The 14151-nt window shown below is 68.7% G+C and carries 14 protein-coding genes; 6 read left to right on the top strand and 8 right to left on the bottom strand.

The features are described from left to right. Positions 1 to 172: 172 nt before the first annotated feature. From ACNFIA_RS10015 to ACNFIA_RS10005, 3 genes are read right to left on the bottom strand one after another with little or no spacing between them, the layout of a single operon-like run. On the bottom strand, positions 173 to 1159 hold the full coding sequence (locus ACNFIA_RS10015; RefSeq protein ID WP_416784504.1) for a TauD/TfdA family dioxygenase: 987 nt from the start codon (positions 1157 to 1159) through the stop codon (positions 173 to 175). A gap of 20 nt (positions 1160 to 1179) precedes the next feature. Beyond that, on the bottom strand, positions 1180 to 1902 hold the full coding sequence (locus ACNFIA_RS10010; protein ID WP_416784502.1) for a thioesterase II family protein: 723 nt from the start codon (positions 1900 to 1902) through the stop codon (positions 1180 to 1182). 3 nt (positions 1903 to 1905) lie between these two features. Next, the gene (locus ACNFIA_RS10005; protein ID WP_259755218.1) at positions 1906 to 2124 is read right to left on the bottom strand and encodes an MbtH family protein; all 219 of its coding nucleotides are present in this window, start codon (positions 2122 to 2124) and stop codon (positions 1906 to 1908) included. 347 nt (positions 2125 to 2471) lie between these two features. Between ACNFIA_RS10005 and ACNFIA_RS10000 the strand changes: the two genes are divergently transcribed. Further along, the gene (locus ACNFIA_RS10000; protein ID WP_416784500.1) at positions 2472 to 3008 is read left to right on the top strand and encodes an RNA polymerase factor sigma-70; all 537 of its coding nucleotides are present in this window, start codon (positions 2472 to 2474) and stop codon (positions 3006 to 3008) included. A 4-nt stretch (positions 3009 to 3012) separates the two neighbouring features. Here the strand turns inward: ACNFIA_RS10000 and ACNFIA_RS09995 are convergent, their stop codons facing one another. Continuing rightward, on the bottom strand, positions 3013 to 3810 hold the full coding sequence (locus ACNFIA_RS09995; RefSeq protein WP_416784498.1) for an AraC family transcriptional regulator: 798 nt from the start codon (positions 3808 to 3810) through the stop codon (positions 3013 to 3015). A gap of 256 nt (positions 3811 to 4066) precedes the next feature. On the opposite strand from ACNFIA_RS09995, the gene ACNFIA_RS09990 reads away from it, so the two are divergent. After that, the gene (locus ACNFIA_RS09990; protein ID WP_259755222.1) at positions 4067 to 4960 is read left to right on the top strand and encodes a DMT family transporter; all 894 of its coding nucleotides are present in this window, start codon (positions 4067 to 4069) and stop codon (positions 4958 to 4960) included. Between the two features lie 192 nt (positions 4961 to 5152). Here ACNFIA_RS09990 and ACNFIA_RS09985 read toward each other — a convergent pair whose 3' ends face one another. Then, a complete protein-coding gene (locus ACNFIA_RS09985) occupies positions 5153 to 6211 on the bottom strand; it encodes an NAD(P)H-dependent flavin oxidoreductase (RefSeq protein WP_416784495.1) in 1059 nt (352 codons plus the stop codon). 117 nt (positions 6212 to 6328) lie between these two features. Here ACNFIA_RS09985 and ACNFIA_RS09980 point away from each other — a divergent pair, with 117 nt between their 5' ends. Together ACNFIA_RS09980 and ACNFIA_RS09975 are read left to right on the top strand one after the other, a co-directional pair. Further along, positions 6329 to 7201, top strand: a complete 873-nt coding sequence (locus tag ACNFIA_RS09980; RefSeq protein WP_416784494.1) for a LysR substrate-binding domain-containing protein — start codon at positions 6329 to 6331, stop codon at positions 7199 to 7201. Continuing rightward, positions 7198 to 8388, top strand: a complete 1191-nt coding sequence (locus ACNFIA_RS09975; RefSeq protein ID WP_416784492.1) for a YbfB/YjiJ family MFS transporter — start codon at positions 7198 to 7200, stop codon at positions 8386 to 8388. Before ACNFIA_RS09980 ends, ACNFIA_RS09975 begins: the two co-directional genes overlap by 4 nt. Positions 8389 to 8446: 58 nt before the next feature. Here ACNFIA_RS09975 and ACNFIA_RS09970 read toward each other — a convergent pair whose 3' ends face one another. Further along, positions 8447 to 8887 carry a carboxymuconolactone decarboxylase family protein gene (locus ACNFIA_RS09970; RefSeq protein ID WP_416784490.1) on the bottom strand — a complete coding sequence of 147 codons (441 nt, stop codon included), beginning with the start codon at positions 8885 to 8887 and terminating at the stop codon, positions 8447 to 8449. 149 nt (positions 8888 to 9036) lie between these two features. Between ACNFIA_RS09970 and ACNFIA_RS09965 the strand changes: the two genes are divergently transcribed. Further along, entirely contained in the window at positions 9037 to 10467 is a 1431-nt protein-coding gene (locus ACNFIA_RS09965; protein ID WP_416784488.1) for a PLP-dependent aminotransferase family protein, read from the top strand. Between the two features lie 614 nt (positions 10468 to 11081). Then, positions 11082 to 11372 carry a putative quinol monooxygenase gene (locus ACNFIA_RS09960; protein WP_416784486.1) on the top strand — a complete coding sequence of 97 codons (291 nt, stop codon included), beginning with the start codon at positions 11082 to 11084 and terminating at the stop codon, positions 11370 to 11372. A gap of 1 nt (position 11373) precedes the next feature. Here the strand turns inward: ACNFIA_RS09960 and ACNFIA_RS09955 are convergent, their stop codons facing one another. Both ACNFIA_RS09955 and ACNFIA_RS09950 read right to left on the bottom strand, forming a co-directional pair. Then, the gene (locus ACNFIA_RS09955; RefSeq protein WP_416784484.1) at positions 11374 to 12162 is read right to left on the bottom strand and encodes an SDR family NAD(P)-dependent oxidoreductase; all 789 of its coding nucleotides are present in this window, start codon (positions 12160 to 12162) and stop codon (positions 11374 to 11376) included. A gap of 103 nt (positions 12163 to 12265) precedes the next feature. Then, complete coding sequence (locus tag ACNFIA_RS09950; protein ID WP_416784627.1) at positions 12266 to 13900, bottom strand: mechanosensitive ion channel family protein; 1635 nt, start codon at positions 13898 to 13900, stop codon at positions 12266 to 12268. Positions 13901 to 14151 lie beyond the last annotated feature (251 nt).

Raw genomic sequence — 14151 nt, 5'->3', positions numbered from 1 at the left:
CTGTACGGGCTGAAAGGTCCGGCGTACTCCTGAAACCTCCAACCGCTCCGAACCAGTCCCCTCTCCCTTCAGGGAGAGGGTTAGGGAGAGGGTCCTTCCGGCCGCTCCGACGCTGGCCCTTACCGCCTGGCCGAGCACTCCTCCGAAAGCCAGGGAGCTATCCGCACGGCCATCAGGCCTGCACATCCGCGCCATGCCCCTCCGCCATCGCCACGACCACCTTGCGCGGCCCGCTGAAGGGCGAGCGCGCGTGGGCGGCGAGCATGTTGTCGAGCATCAGGACATCGCCGCTGGCCCAGGGGAAGCTCACCTTGGCCTCCTCCAGCACGCCGCGGATGTCGTCGAGCACGGCGGTCTCGATGGGGCTGCCGTCGCCGTAGTAGACGTTGCGCGGCAAGTCTTCCTCGTCGACGATTTCCAGCAGGCTTTCGCGCACCTCCGGCGGCAGGTTGGAGACGTGGAACAGGTGCGCCTGGTTGAACCAGACCCAGTCGCGGGTGGCCGGGTGCTGCGCCACCGCCTGACAGACCTGGCGGGTGCGCAGCTCACCGTCTTCCTTCCACTCCCAGCCGATGCCGTGGGCCTTGCAGTAGGCCTCGACCACGGCCGGGTCGCCGCTGTTGAACACCTGCTCCCAGGCGACGTCCAGGCCGTTGCCGTAGTTGCGGGTGTACATCAGCCCGCGTTCGCTGAAGCGCCGGCGAATGCCCGCGTCCACCTGGCGGTAGATCTCGCGGCTGTCGGCGATCGGCGTCTCGCCACCGCTCTGCGCGGCCTGCACGCAGTAGAACCAGATCTTCATCGGCCACTCGCGGGTATAGGCCTGCTCGTTGTGCAGCGGGATGTGCTGGTGCGGCGGGTATTCGGTGGAGGTGTACACGCCACGGGTGACGTTGCTGCGCGGGGTGGAGCCGAACTCGTAGTCGAGCAGCGGGTGGCCGAAGCCGGCGGCGAATTCGCGGAAGCGCTCCGGCGCGCCGACCTGGAAGCCGCGAAAGAGAATGCCGGCGCACACCGGCAGGCGCTCCGCCACCAGTGGGCGCAGCTCGGCCAGGGCATCGAGCAGGTCGATGCCGTCGCCGCGGGCCTGCACCAGCAGCGGCAGGCCGCCGCGCGCTTCGGCCAGGGGAACAATGTCGAACAGGGTGGAGGTGGGCATCGGGGTCTCCGCGTGATCGATCAGGCCAGCTCTGCGCTGGTCGACTGGCCGGGCTGGCGCAGGTGACCGAGCAGCAGTTCGAGCAGGCGCGCTTCGCCGGCATGCAGGAAGAAGTGACCGCCGTCGAGCATCTCCAGGGAGAAGCCGGCGCTGGTCTCGTCCTGCCAGGCCGACAGCGAGTCCACCGAGAGCCGGTCGGCCTTGCCGCCGAACACATGGATCGGGCAGGCCAACGGCGCGCGGGGGCGGTAGTCGTACAGGCCGCAGAGGAGGAAGTCGGCACGCATCACCGGCAGGGTCAGGCGCAGCATTTCCTCATCGGCGAACACCGCGTCGGGCGTGCCGCCCAGGCGGCGCATGCGCTCGATCAGCTGGGCGTCGCTCTGCGCCTGCGCCAGCTCGCGATGGCTGTCGCGACGCGCCGGTGCGGAAGCCGCCGAGGCGAACAGCGCCTGCGGCAACGGCAGGCCGCGCTCGCGCAGGGCGTGGGCGAGCTCGAACGCCAGCAGGCCGCCGAGGCTGTGGCCGAACAGGGCGTAGGGCTGATCGAGGCGCGCCGCAAGCTCATCGGCCAGTTGGCTGGCCAGGGCGCGCAGGTCGGTCTGCAGGTCTTCGGCGAAGCGCCGGCCGCGGCCGGGCAGCTCCACCGGGCAGACCTCGACCCAGCTCGGCAGTTGGCGCTTCCAGCGCGCATAGAGCATGGCGCTGGCGCCGGAATACGGCAGGCAGAACAGACGCAGCATGGGTCAGTGCCCCGCCGCCGGGCCGTCCATTTTCTGCCGCAGGCTCAGCGGACGCATGTCGGTCCAGTTCGCCTCGACGAAGGCCAGGCACTCGGCCTTGCTGCCGCGCTGACCGGCTTCGCGCCAGCCGGCGGGGACTTCCTTGTAGTCCGGCCACAGCGAGTACTGCTCTTCGCCATTGACCAGCACCTTGTACACCGCATCGTCGCGATCGAACGCCATCGCTCTTCTCCTTCAGCTGTCCGGGATGCCGGCCAGCGGCCACTACCGCTGTTTTCCGGCTCTGCCATGAAGACGAGGGAGGAGATGAAATAGTTAGTGTTCTCGGATGCGATTAATTCTCATAAGATATGCCCCGGCGAAATTTCCTGGCTTGCCCTTCACCTGAAAGACGAGAGTTCTGACGAATGGATGCGAATGAAAAATCTCCGAGCCTATGTGGGAACCCTTGTTCCAGAGCGAGAGTCGGAGTCTTCCGAATAAATTGATAATAATTATCATTTGAACTAGATTGACCGCCTCAACCCATGTGGACGTCCCCGCCTCCGCCGCCGCATAGGAAACCTTGCATGTCCAAGCCAATGCCCGCCGAGCCGCGCCCCGCTCTCCACGAGCTGTTCGCCACCCACCGGCAGACCTTCATCAATGCGGCCGCACGCATCCTCGGCTGCCGCAGCCATGCCGAAGACGTGGTGCACGATGCGTACCTCAAGCTCAATGCGAGCGACCTCACGCCCGGCATCCAGTCGCAGAGCGGCTACCTGATGCGCGTGGTGCGCAACCTGGCCATCGACCTCTATCGCCGCCAGGCGCTGGAGAAGCGCTACTCGGGGAGCGAGGAAGAAGGCCTGCACATCGCCACGCCGTCCGCCTCGCCGGAGATCGAGCACGAGGACCGGCAGACCCTCGAGGCCATCTCCAGCGCGCTGCAGAGCCTGCCCGAACGCACCCGCTACGCCTTCGAGATGTACCGCCTGCACGGCCGCACGCAGAAGGAGATCGCCGAGGAATTGGGCGTATCCCCGACCCTGGTGAACTTCATGGTGCGCGACGCGCTGGTGCATTGCCGCAAGACCCTGAAGGGCCTCGAAGGAGGACGCCGCTGAGCCCTCAGCCCCGCGCCAGGGCGCGGAAGGTCAATCGATACTGCTCCGGCGTGGTGCCCGCAAGCCGCCGGAACATGGCGATGAACGCCGAGGGGCTGCTGTAGCCCAGGTTGAAGGCGATCTGCTGCACCCCTTCCCCCGATGCCAGTGCCTCGATGGCGGCGAGAAACCGCAGGCGCTGGCGCCATTCGCCGAACGACATCCCCAGCTCCCGCTGACAGGCTCGGGCCAGGGTGCGCTCGGTGCTGTGCACGCGCTCGGCCCACTGCGCCAGGGTGCGGTTGTCGCCCGGCTCGGCCTGCAGCGCGGCCAGCACCTCGCCCAGCGCACCGCCGCTGGCGTAGGGCAGGTAGTCATCGTGGGGCTGTGCGGCCTGCAGCTGGTCGATCACCACCTCGGCCAGGCGCTGGTCGGCGGCGCTCTGCGGGACGTTCACCCGGCGTGCGGCGAAGTCGGAGAGGATCGCCTTGAGGATGTCGCTGATGGCCAGCGTGCACGGGCTCGGCGGCAGCTTGCGCGCCACCTCGGCGGACACGTACAGCGAACGGTAGATGATGGCCTGGCGGTTGTAGCAGCTGTGTTCGAGCCCCGGCGGCACCCACACGGCGTACTGCGGCGGCGAGAGGAAGCGCTGGCCGTCCACTTCCAGCTCCATCACCCCGTGCGACGCGTAGTTGAGCTGGCCCCAGGGATGGCGATGGCTGGGCGAGTGGGTGCCGGCGTCGAACTCGTCGTAGCGGAAGTACAACGCGGCGGGCAACTGGTCGATGTCGGGAAGCGGGAGCGGCAGCGCGCGGGTCATGTCCGAATGCCGGGGTGGATTGTCCGGTATTCATTATACGTCTGGATTCGGACGGGCGGACAATGGGCGCCATTGGTGGAGCGCCCTCTCCCCAGCCCTCTCCCTGAAGGGAGAGGGAGCCGTTCGTGCCGGCTGACACAACGGCGTAATCCTGCTCCGAACCAGTCCCTCTCCCTTCGGAGCAGGGCGCGTAGCCAGGGCTGGGGAGAGGGAAACAGCCCCACTCCGAAGTCAATCCTGAGACCTGCAAGAACCCATGAACTACCTGTTCCCCCTGCTGGCCGTGGTCATCTGGTCCGGCAATACCGTCGTCAACAAGCTCGCCGTGGGGCAGATCGCCCCGGCGGAGATCGGCTTCTTCCGCTGGGTGCTCGCCGGCGCGCTGCTGACGCCCTTCCTGCTGCGCGCCACCCTCGCCCACTGGCCGGTGATCCGCGCCAACCTGGGCAGGATCGTCACCCTCGGCCTGCTCGGCATGGCTGTCTACCAGTGCCTGGCCTACTACGCCGCCGCGCTCACCTCGGCGACCAACATGGGCATCATCCTCTCGCTGATGCCACTGATGTCACTGGCGCTGGCCTCCGTGCTGCTGCGCCACCGGCTGAGCCTCGCCGCCCTGCTGGGCGCGCTGGTGTCGCTGGGCGGCGTGCTTCTGGTGATCACCCAGGGCAGCCCGCGGCAACTGCTCAGCCACGGCGTGAACCTGGGCGACGGCATGATGATCGTCGCCACCCTCGCCTACGGCGTGTATGGCGTGCTGCTGAAGAAGTGGAACCTGCCGCTGCCGCCGCTGCTGATGCTGTACCTGCAGGTGCTGGTGGCGATCGTCGCGCTGGCGCCGCTGTACCTGGCCTCGCCGCATCACGGCCTGTCCGCCGCCAACCTGCCGCTGGTGCTGTATGCCGGGCTGCTGGCCTCCATCGTCGGCGCGCTGGCGTGGATGCAGGGCGTACAGCGCATGGGGCCGAGCCGCATGTCACTGTTCTTCAACCTGCTGCCGGTACTGACCGCCGCCATCGCCGCCGTGGTGCTGGGCGAGCGGCTCACCAGCTACCACCTGGTGGGCGGCGCGCTGACCCTGGCCGGCGTGCTGCTGGCCGAGTTGTGGCGGCCGCGGGAGAAGCCCGCCACCGCCGTCAGCGCCCGCTGACTCGATACGCGTGTAGGAAGCTGTAGGGCGCATAACGCGCCAGCGTTATCCGCCGTGAGTGGTCCGACGGATAACCTGTTCCAGGTTATCCGTCCTACGCTGCTGGTTCGAATGCCCTGGTAGGAGCGAGCTTGCTCGCGAACCGCTTGACGCCGGTGCCCTGGGGAAATCCGTTCGCGAGCAAGCTCGCTCCTACAGGTTCGTGCCGGTGCGGAACTCGGCCATCAGCGTCGCCACCAGGTCCGCCGCCGGCATCTCCCGCGCCAGCGGCGCGCCCTGCCCGGCCCACTGCACGGCGAAATCGCTGTTGCCCTTGGCGGCTGCAGCGGCGGTCAGTGCCTTGGCCGCGTCGTAGGTGATCGGGTAGTCCGGCAGCGCCGGCGCAGTCGCGCTGCCGACGTCGGTGAACAGCCGGTTGACCATGCCCCGCGCCGCACGGCCGGAAATCGCCGCCGTCACTTCGGTGCGCTCGCCACGTTCGCCGCGCAGCGCTGCCTTGAACGCGGCGTTGGCCGAAGACTCGTCGGCGCCGATGAAGGCCGTGCCCATCTGCACCGCCTGCGCGCCCAGTTCGAACACGGCGCGCATGCCCTGCCCGTCCATGATCCCGCCCGCCGCGATCACCGGCAGCCCGGTGCCTTTCACCAGCGTACGCACCAGCGCGAAAGTGCCGATGCGCGCGTCCTTTTCCGGCTCGAACACGCCACGGTGGCCGCCGGCCTCATAGCCTTGCGCGACGATGGCGTCGAGGCCCGCCGCCTCGATGGCGCGGCCTTCGGCAAGGCAGGTGGCGGTGGCCAGCAGGCGGATGCCGGCCGCTTTAAGACGGTCGATCCAGTCCTGCGGCGGCAGGCCGAAATGGAAGCTGACCACGGCCGGGCGCGCCTCGATGAGGAACTCCAGCATCTCGGGGTCGGCCAGGAAACTGCGGTAGATCTCGGTGATCTGCGTCGGCGGCTGCGCATCGAACTCGGCGAACAGCGGGCGCAGGTGTTCCAGCCAAACGGCTTCGCGGGCCGGATCGGCCACGGCCGGGCGGTGGCAGAACAGGTTGAGGTTGAGCGGCTTGTCGGTCAGCGCGCGGGTCTGTGCCAGCAGCGCGCGGGCCTGGGCCGGGGTGCTCGCCCCCAGGCCGATGGACCCCAGCCCGCCGGCATTGGACACCGCCGCGGCCAGCGCCGGGGTGGACACGCCGACCATCGGCGCCTGGATGATGGGGTGCTGGATGCCGAGCCGTTCGGTGATGCGCATGACGGGGTCCTCGTCGCGGGGCCGGCGGATTCGCCGCCGGGTGGTCGATCAATGGCTTGACTTACCATCTCATGAAGAGAATATTCGTCGCAACTTATTCTCTATTGAAGATCAATCATGGATCTCTCCAGCCTGGAAATCTTCCGTTGCGTGGCCGAGGAACAGAGCGTGACCCGCGCCGCCGCTCGTCTGCAGCGGGTGCAATCGAACGTCACCACGCGCATCCGCCAACTCGAGGAAGACCTGGGTGCGGCGCTGTTCCTGCGTGACGGCAGACGCATGACGCTGACCGACCAAGGCCGCGAATTCCTCCGTTACGCCGAACAATTGCTGGCGCTGGCCAACGAAGCGCGGCAGTCGCTGCACCCCCGCAGCGCCACCGGCAGCCTGCGCCTGGGCAGCATGGAGGCGGCCGCGGCGAGCCGCTTGCCGGCGATCCTCGCGCGCTTCCATCGCGCCTATCCGGAGGTGGAGCTGCACGTCAGCACGGGGCACAGCCAGAAACTCATCAACCAGGTGCTGGAGCGCCAGCTGGACTGTGCGCTGATCTCCCATCCGGACATCCTGCACGCCGAGCCCGGCTTCGAATCGCTGCTGGAGCGTGGCCTGTGCGCCGAAGCGGTCTTTCGCGAGGAATTGCTGCTGGTGCTGCCCGGCGACCATCCGCCGGTCACCCGCCCCGAAGACGTGCAGATCCGCACCCTGGTGGGCTTCGCCCGCGGCTGCACTTACCGCCAGCTGCTCGAGCGCTGGTTGAAGGGCGCTTCGCTCGCCGTGCAGGAGGTGGGCTCCTACCACGGCATCCTCGCCTGCGTGAACGCCGGTTCCTGCTTCGGCGTGCTGCCGCGCTCGGTGCTGGAACTGCAACGGGACACGCCCGCCCTGCAAGTGGTGCCGCTGATGGAGGTGGACACCCTGCTGATCTGGCGCGATGGCTATGCCACCGGCGCCTTCCAGCGCTGGCGCGAAGCCCTGGAGGCGCGCCCATGAGCCGCGCTCGCCGCCTGCCCGCCGCACTCTCGGCGGCGCTGATCCTGGCCGTGGGCATGGGGTTTGGCCGCTTCGCCTTCACCGGCCTGTATCCGCTGATGGTGCGCGACGGCGTGCTCAGCGTCACCGGCGGCTCCCTGGCGGCCTCGGCCAACTACGCGGGCTACCTGCTCGGCGCCCTGCTGCTGGCGCGCAGCCATGAGCGCCATGCGGCGCGCATCTGCCTGATGGCCCTGGCCGGCACACTGCTGGCCCTCGTTGCCATGGCGATTCCGGCGCCGGTCTGGTTCGCCGTCGGCGTGCGCCTGCTGGCCGGCGTGCTCACCGCCATGGTGCTGGTCAGCGCTGCGCAATGGCTGCTGCAGCGCATGGGCGAAAGCCACGGCGCGCCGATGATGTTCGCCGGCGTGGGCGTCGGCATCCTCGCCTCGGCGGAGCTGATCGCCGCCGGCAACGCCTTCGGCCTGGGCAGCGCGGCGATCTGGTGCGTGCTGGCATTGGCCGGGCTGGTGCTGTCGCTGCTCGCCGTGCCGGCGCTGGGCCGAGAAGCGCCGGCTGCGTCGCGGCACACGGCGAACGGCACCGGGCCGGCGCCGGAGCTGCCTGCATCGATCATCCTGCTGGTCTACGGCCTGGCCGGCTTCGGCTACATCATCACCGCCACCTACCTGCCGCTGCTGATGAAGAGCGGCCTGGGCGCCATCGACCCGCTGCAGGTCTGGGCCGCGTTCGGCCTGGGCGCCGCGCCGTCCTGCTTCCTCTGGCACCGCCTGCACCTGAGGCTGGGCGGCCGCCGCGCGCTGGCGCTGAACCTGCTGGTGCAGGCGGTGGGCGTGATGCTGCCGGCGCTGGGCGACTCCGCCCTCCTCTACCTGGCCAGCGCGGTGCTGGTGGGCGGCAGCTTCATGGGCACCGTGACCATCGCCATGCCGGCGGCCCGCGCGGTGGCGGCGCAGGTGCGCTTCAACATGCTCGCGGCGATGACGGCGCTGTATGGTGTCGGGCAGATCGTCGGCCCGTTGGCCGCCAGCGCGCTGCGTGGGTTGACTGGCAGCTTCATCCCGGCGCTCGCAGCCGCAGCGAGCGCTCTAATGGTGGGAGCATTGTGCTGTCTCCCCCTGCGCCGGAGTGAAGCCTGTAGGAGCGAGCTTGCTCGCGAACAGCCTCAACACCGTAGCTGCCGGTGAAGTCGTTCGCGAGCAAGCTCGCTCCTACAAAAGAGAAAGGCAGCCGGCGCGTTGCTGTTCACGCCGGCGGCTGCTGGCGAAACGAAACGCCCAGCCGGTTCCACAGGTTGATCGCACCGATGGCCACGGTGAGGTCCACCAGCTCGCGTTCGCTGAACGCGTTGCGGGCCGACTCGAAGACCTCCAGCGGCACCTGGGACTCGGACAGCAGCGTCACCGACTCGCACCAGGCCAGCGCCGCCCTCTCCCGTTCGGTGAAGAACGGCGACTCGCGCCAGACGCTGACGGCGAACAGGCGCCGTTCGCTCTCGCCGTTGCGCCGCGCCTCCATGGCGTGCAGGTCGGCGCAGAACGCGCAATTGTTCACCTGCGACACGCGCAGGCGCACCAACTCCAGCAGCGGCTTTTCCAGCGACAGTTCGAAGATGGCGGCTTCCAGCGCCAGCACCGCCTTCAGCGCTTCCGGCGAGGCGGTGTAGTAATCCAGACGCGGCTGCATGACGGCACTCCAGGGGATGACCCGGTGATTGTGCGCCGCGCCGTCCGGGTGGCGGGTGGCCAATCCAGGGAATTTCCGCCGCGCAACTTCACCGCGCCACCGGCCGGCGCTACGCTTGCGCCACGGCACTGAACCTGCGGAGCCCGCCCTTGGAGCTGCACCTGATCATCCACGGCCAGAAGGATCTCGCCGGGCAACTCTATCGCCAGCTGCGCGAAGCCATCGACTCCGGCCGCCTCGCCGCCGGCAGCCGCCTGCCACCCAGCCGCCTGCTGGCCGAGCAGCTGGGCATCTCGCGCAAGACCATTTCCGACACCTACGCCCAGCTCACGTACGAGGGCGTGCTGGTGGGCAAGATCGGCAGCGGCACCTTCGTCAACACCCACCTGCCGCGCCACGACCGTCGCCGGGATGGCGTGCGCTTCGCCAGCCAGGACAACATCGAGCGCTGGGCCAGCCTCGACACGCGCCTGCGCCACCCCGGCGCCGGTACGGCCAGGGGCGACTTCATCGGCGGCGCCACCACCCAGCTGCAATTTCCCCAGGAGGAATGGCGGCGCTGCGTGAACCATGCGCTGCGCCAGATGACCGGCCTGCGCGGGCACTACAGCGCCCCCGAGGGCATCGCGCCGCTGCGCGACGGCATCGCGCGGCACATCGCCTACGCCCGTGGGGTGAACTGCCAGCTGGATGACGTGATGGTCTGCAACGGCGCGCAGCAGGCGCTGGACCTGCTCGCCCGCGTCATGCTGCGCCCCGGCGACAAAGTGGCCATGGAGGACCCCGGCTACACCCCGGCGCGGTTGATCTTCCAGACCCTCGGCGCCGAGGTGGTCAGCGTGCCGGTGGATGCCGAGGGCATCTGCGTGGCGCAGATTCCCGATGGCACGCGGATGGTCTACACCACGCCCTCGCACCAGTTCCCGCTGGGTATGCCGATGAGCCCGGCGCGGCGCGAGGCGCTGCTGGCGCGGGCGCTGGAGCTGGGCGCGCTGGTGATCGAGGACGACTATGACAGCGAGTTCCGCTACGAAGGGCGGCCCACCGATGCGCTGCAGAGCCTCGACCGCCACGGCGTGGTGGCCTACATCGGCACCTTCTCCAAGGTGCTGCTGCCGGAGCTGCGCCTGGGTTACCTGATCCCACCGCCGAGCCTGTTCCCGGCGCTGGTGCGCGCCCGGCAGATTTCCGACTGGCACAGCTCGACGCTGCCGCAGTGGGCGCTGGCGCGGTTCATCAGCGAGGGCTACCTGCTCAAGCACATCCGTCGCTGCCACGGCATCTACGCCGGGCGTCGCGAACGCATCCTCGCGCGGCTGGCGGGCGACCTGTCGCCCTGGCTGGAGGCGGTGCCGTCGGTGGCCGGTTTCCATCTCACCGCCCTGCTGCGCGAGCCGATCAACGTGGCGCTGCTCTGCGAGCTGGCGCGCAAGGTCGACGTCGGCCTGTACGGGCTGGCGCCGTTCCATCACCAGGTGCCGGTGCGCGATGGCCTGCTGCTGGGGTTCGGCGCCATCGACACGCTGGACATCGACCCGGCGCTGGACAAGCTGCGCGACCTGCTGCAGCAGTTGGCCTGACGCCCTCGCTTCGATACCCGGTCGCTCTGGACGAATCCTGTAGGAGCGAGCCATGCCCGCGAACCGCGGACGAAGTCCGCGCATCCCGGCGTGCATCAATGCCGTGAGCCCTGCTCACGGATCGCGGGCATGGCCCGCTCCTACAAAAGCCGCGCCGGGGCGTGCCCTCTCCCCCGCCCCCGCCCTTAAGGGAGAGGGAGCCGCCCGTGCCGGCTGACATCCTGGTTTCAACCTGCACAGTACAGTCTCCTCTCCCTTCAGGGAGAGGGTTAGGGAGAGGGAAACACAGGCACGGACTTTCAGAGAAAGACAGTTGCTCCTACAAAAGGCACGCCACGGAGCGCTTTCGTAGGAGCGGACTCTGTCCGCGATCGCTTTCCGGCCACTGCGGGCATGACCGATGCCCCATCGCGGACGAAGTCCGCTCCTACAGGCGTCGGAGGCATCGCAACACGGCCCCAACAGATTGGCCCGGCGGTTTTTCGTGGAATTGGCGGTTCAGGCGCGCAGCGCAGCCTCGTACCCTTTCAGCATCGGCTTTGAAAGCCGGTTCCGGCCTTTACCGGATGCCGGCGCCAGCGCCCAATGGCCACCCCAGCACAAGGAGCCTCGCCATGTCCCCGTCCGCCATTGCCATCGTTCGCGTCCAGGCAGTCCCCGGCCAGGCCGCGGCGCTGGGTACTCACCTGTCTGCCCTGCTGGCGCAGGTGCGCCGGCAACCCGGTTGCCAATCCGGCGAGCTGCACGCGCTGGCTGCCGACCGCTGGCAGGTGCTCACCCGCTGGGCCAGCCAGGCCGAGCTGGAGGCGCACCTGTCCGGGCCGAGCGCGCAGGCCTGGCTTGGCCAGCTCGGCTGCGGCGACCTGGCGCTGGGTCTGGAGTTCGAAAGCCGCAGCGCCGAGTGATTCAGAACGCCGAGCGCACCAGCCCGCCGTCCACCCGCAGCGCCGCGCCATTGGTGGCGGACGAGGCTTCCGAGCAGACATAGAGCACCAGGTTGGCGATTTCCTCCGGGCGGGCGAAACGCTGCAGCAGCGAACCCGGCCGCGCGGTGCGGAAGAACTCAGCCTCGAACTCCTCGAACGGCTGGCCGCCGGAGAGCTTGTCGACGAACTCGCCCACGCCCTCGGACGCGGTCGGCCCCGGCAGTACCGCATTCACCGTCACCCCGGTGCCCGCGCAGTATTCCGCCAACCCGCGGGACAGGCCGAGCTGGGCGGTCTTGGTGACGCCGTAGTGGATCATCTCCAGCGGAATCTGGATGCCGCTCTCGCTGCTGATGAACACCACCCGCCCCCAGTTCTTCTGCTTCATCCCCGGCAGGTAGGCGCGGGACAGGCGCACGCCGGACAGCAGGTTGACGTCGAGAAAGCGCAGCCACTCCTGGTCGTCGATGTCCTCGAAGGGCTTGGGATCGAAGATGCCCAGGTTGTTCACCAGCACATCCACCGCCGGGTAGCGCTGCACCAGCGCGGCAATCTGCTGCGGGTTGGAGAGGTCACCAGCGAACCCTTCGACCTTCGCATCGCCCTGCCCGGCGTGAAGGCGCGCCAGGGCATCGTCCACCGAGGCCTGGCTGCGGCCGTTGAGGATCACCCGCGCCCCTTCGCGGGCCAGGCCCTGGGCGATGGCGAAACCGATGCCCTTGGTCGAGCCGCTGACCAGGGCGAGCTTGTCGGACAGGTGCAGGTTCATGCGGTGCCTCCGGAAGATGGGTCGATGCGCGGCCGATCCTTGCGCAAGGCGGCCATGGAGCGCTGAGCATAGATGACCACCGCCGCCGCGCCGGCCCGCAGGCTCAACGGTCGCCGCCGGCCTCAGGCGTTGCCGGCGCGGCGTGCCACTGCTCGCGCGGCACCCACTTGGGCTGCTGCGGGTCGCCCAGGTAGTGCGGCGACATGATCTGCACGCCGTACTCGTTGAACACGTCCTGGATATGCGCGTGCAGCAGGCTGAGCAGTTCCGCCCGCGGGCGCGGCTCGCTGGGAATCGCCTGGGCCACCAGGCGGTATTCGGGGTAGAAGTCCGACAGCGCGGTCTGGAACACCTGCGGCATGGGCGTCGCGAGAATCCCCTCGGTACGCCGCGCCGCCTCGATCAGCATGGCCTCCACCTGCCGCCAGGGCGTGTCGTAGCCGATTGTGACCACGGTATCCACCACGTAGCCGGTGCCCTGCACGATGCGCGAGTAGTTCTTGGTCACCGAGCTGGTGATCATCGAGTTGGGCAGCGTGAGCACCTCGCCCAGGCCGGTGCGGATGGTGGTGTTGAACATGCCGACCTCGGTGACCGTGCCTTCATGCTCGCCGACCCGCACGAACTCCCCGGCACGCAAGGTGCGCGAATAGGTGAGGATCAGCCCCGACGCCGCCTGGCCGATGACGCTGGACGCGCCCAGGGAAATCATCAGGCCCACCAGCACCGACAGGCCCTTGAACGCCTCGGTGCCGGAGCCGGGCAGGTACGGATAGGCCATGACGATGGCGAACAGCCAGATCGCCAGGGAGGTCAGCCGCGTGGTCGGCTGCAGGGTTTCCACGGTCAGCCAGCGCAGGTTGCCCGGCCGTGCCAGCCGCTGCAGCAGGCGGCGGCTGAAACCGCTGAAGGCGCGGGCGATGAGCAGGATGCACAGCGCCACCGCCAGGCCGGGCAGCGCATCGAGTATGCCGTTGACCAGGTAGTGCGCCAGGTCCAGCAGGTGCACGTTGAGGCTCTCGCCCCACGGCCGGGTGTAGGGGAACTGCGACAGCACGAAGCTCAGCCACTGGTAACTCAGCAGTGCCACCACCAGCCAGTAGAGCAGCGACAGCGACCGCCCCAGCAGGCCCTGCAGGTGCTGGGTATCCAGCAGCGGCGTGCCGCCCAGCCGCAGCAGGTGGGTGCGCCGCCGCATCAGCCGCGGCAGCACGCCCAGGGCCTTGCCGCGCAGATAACCGACGGCACGCAGCAGCAGACCGTAGAGCACGCTGGCCAGCGCCGCATAGCCGGCGGCACGCAGCAGGAAGTGCAGGCTGCGCGCCTCGCCGCTCTCTACCACGACCTGGCGCAGGTTGGCGGCGGCCTTTTCCGCCGCCGCGCGCACCGAGGTGCCGGGCGGGTCGACGTCCTGCGGGGTAACGATGAAGGCGCGGCTGTAGCCCAGCAGCACCAGGTAGCTGTCCTGGATCGGGTCGATGCCGACGGCGAGCTCGCCCCCGTTTTCCAGCGCCTCGCCGATGATGGTGGTGGCCCGGTGCACCCGCGCAGCGGGCGACTCGCCCAGCAGCGTGCCGCGAAACACGATGACGCTGCGGTTATCGATCTTCAATTCTGCCGGCGGTTGCTCGCCGGCCACCACGGCGGCATCCCCTGCCGATGACGCTGCCGCCGCCGCCAACGGCCAGATGGCCAGCAGCAACCACAGGATCGCCCGCCCCGCCGAGCTCTTGACCATTGCCATCCCCCGCCGTCCTGGTTTGCATGTTGTTCCGCTCGTTCGCACAAGCGTAGCCAACGCCGGGCAGTACACCGGGGGGGGGAAGACAATCGTGGTTCGCTCCCGCCGGCGTTCTTCCTCAGCCCTGATCCCACGGTCAGATTCCCGGCCCGCGCCGGCCGCGGCCCCGAGCGAAATTTATGTAAGAAAAACGGTACATGCCGGGTGCGAAATGTAGTGCGCTCCATCGCTTATGCCGCTGTAACTAC

This window comes from Pseudomonas sp. NY15437 (genome assembly GCF_048068435.1).
Taxonomy (GTDB): Bacteria; Pseudomonadota; Gammaproteobacteria; order Pseudomonadales; family Pseudomonadaceae; genus Pseudomonas; species Pseudomonas nitroreducens_B.
This window is presented reverse-complemented; position numbering and strand designations above follow the sequence as displayed.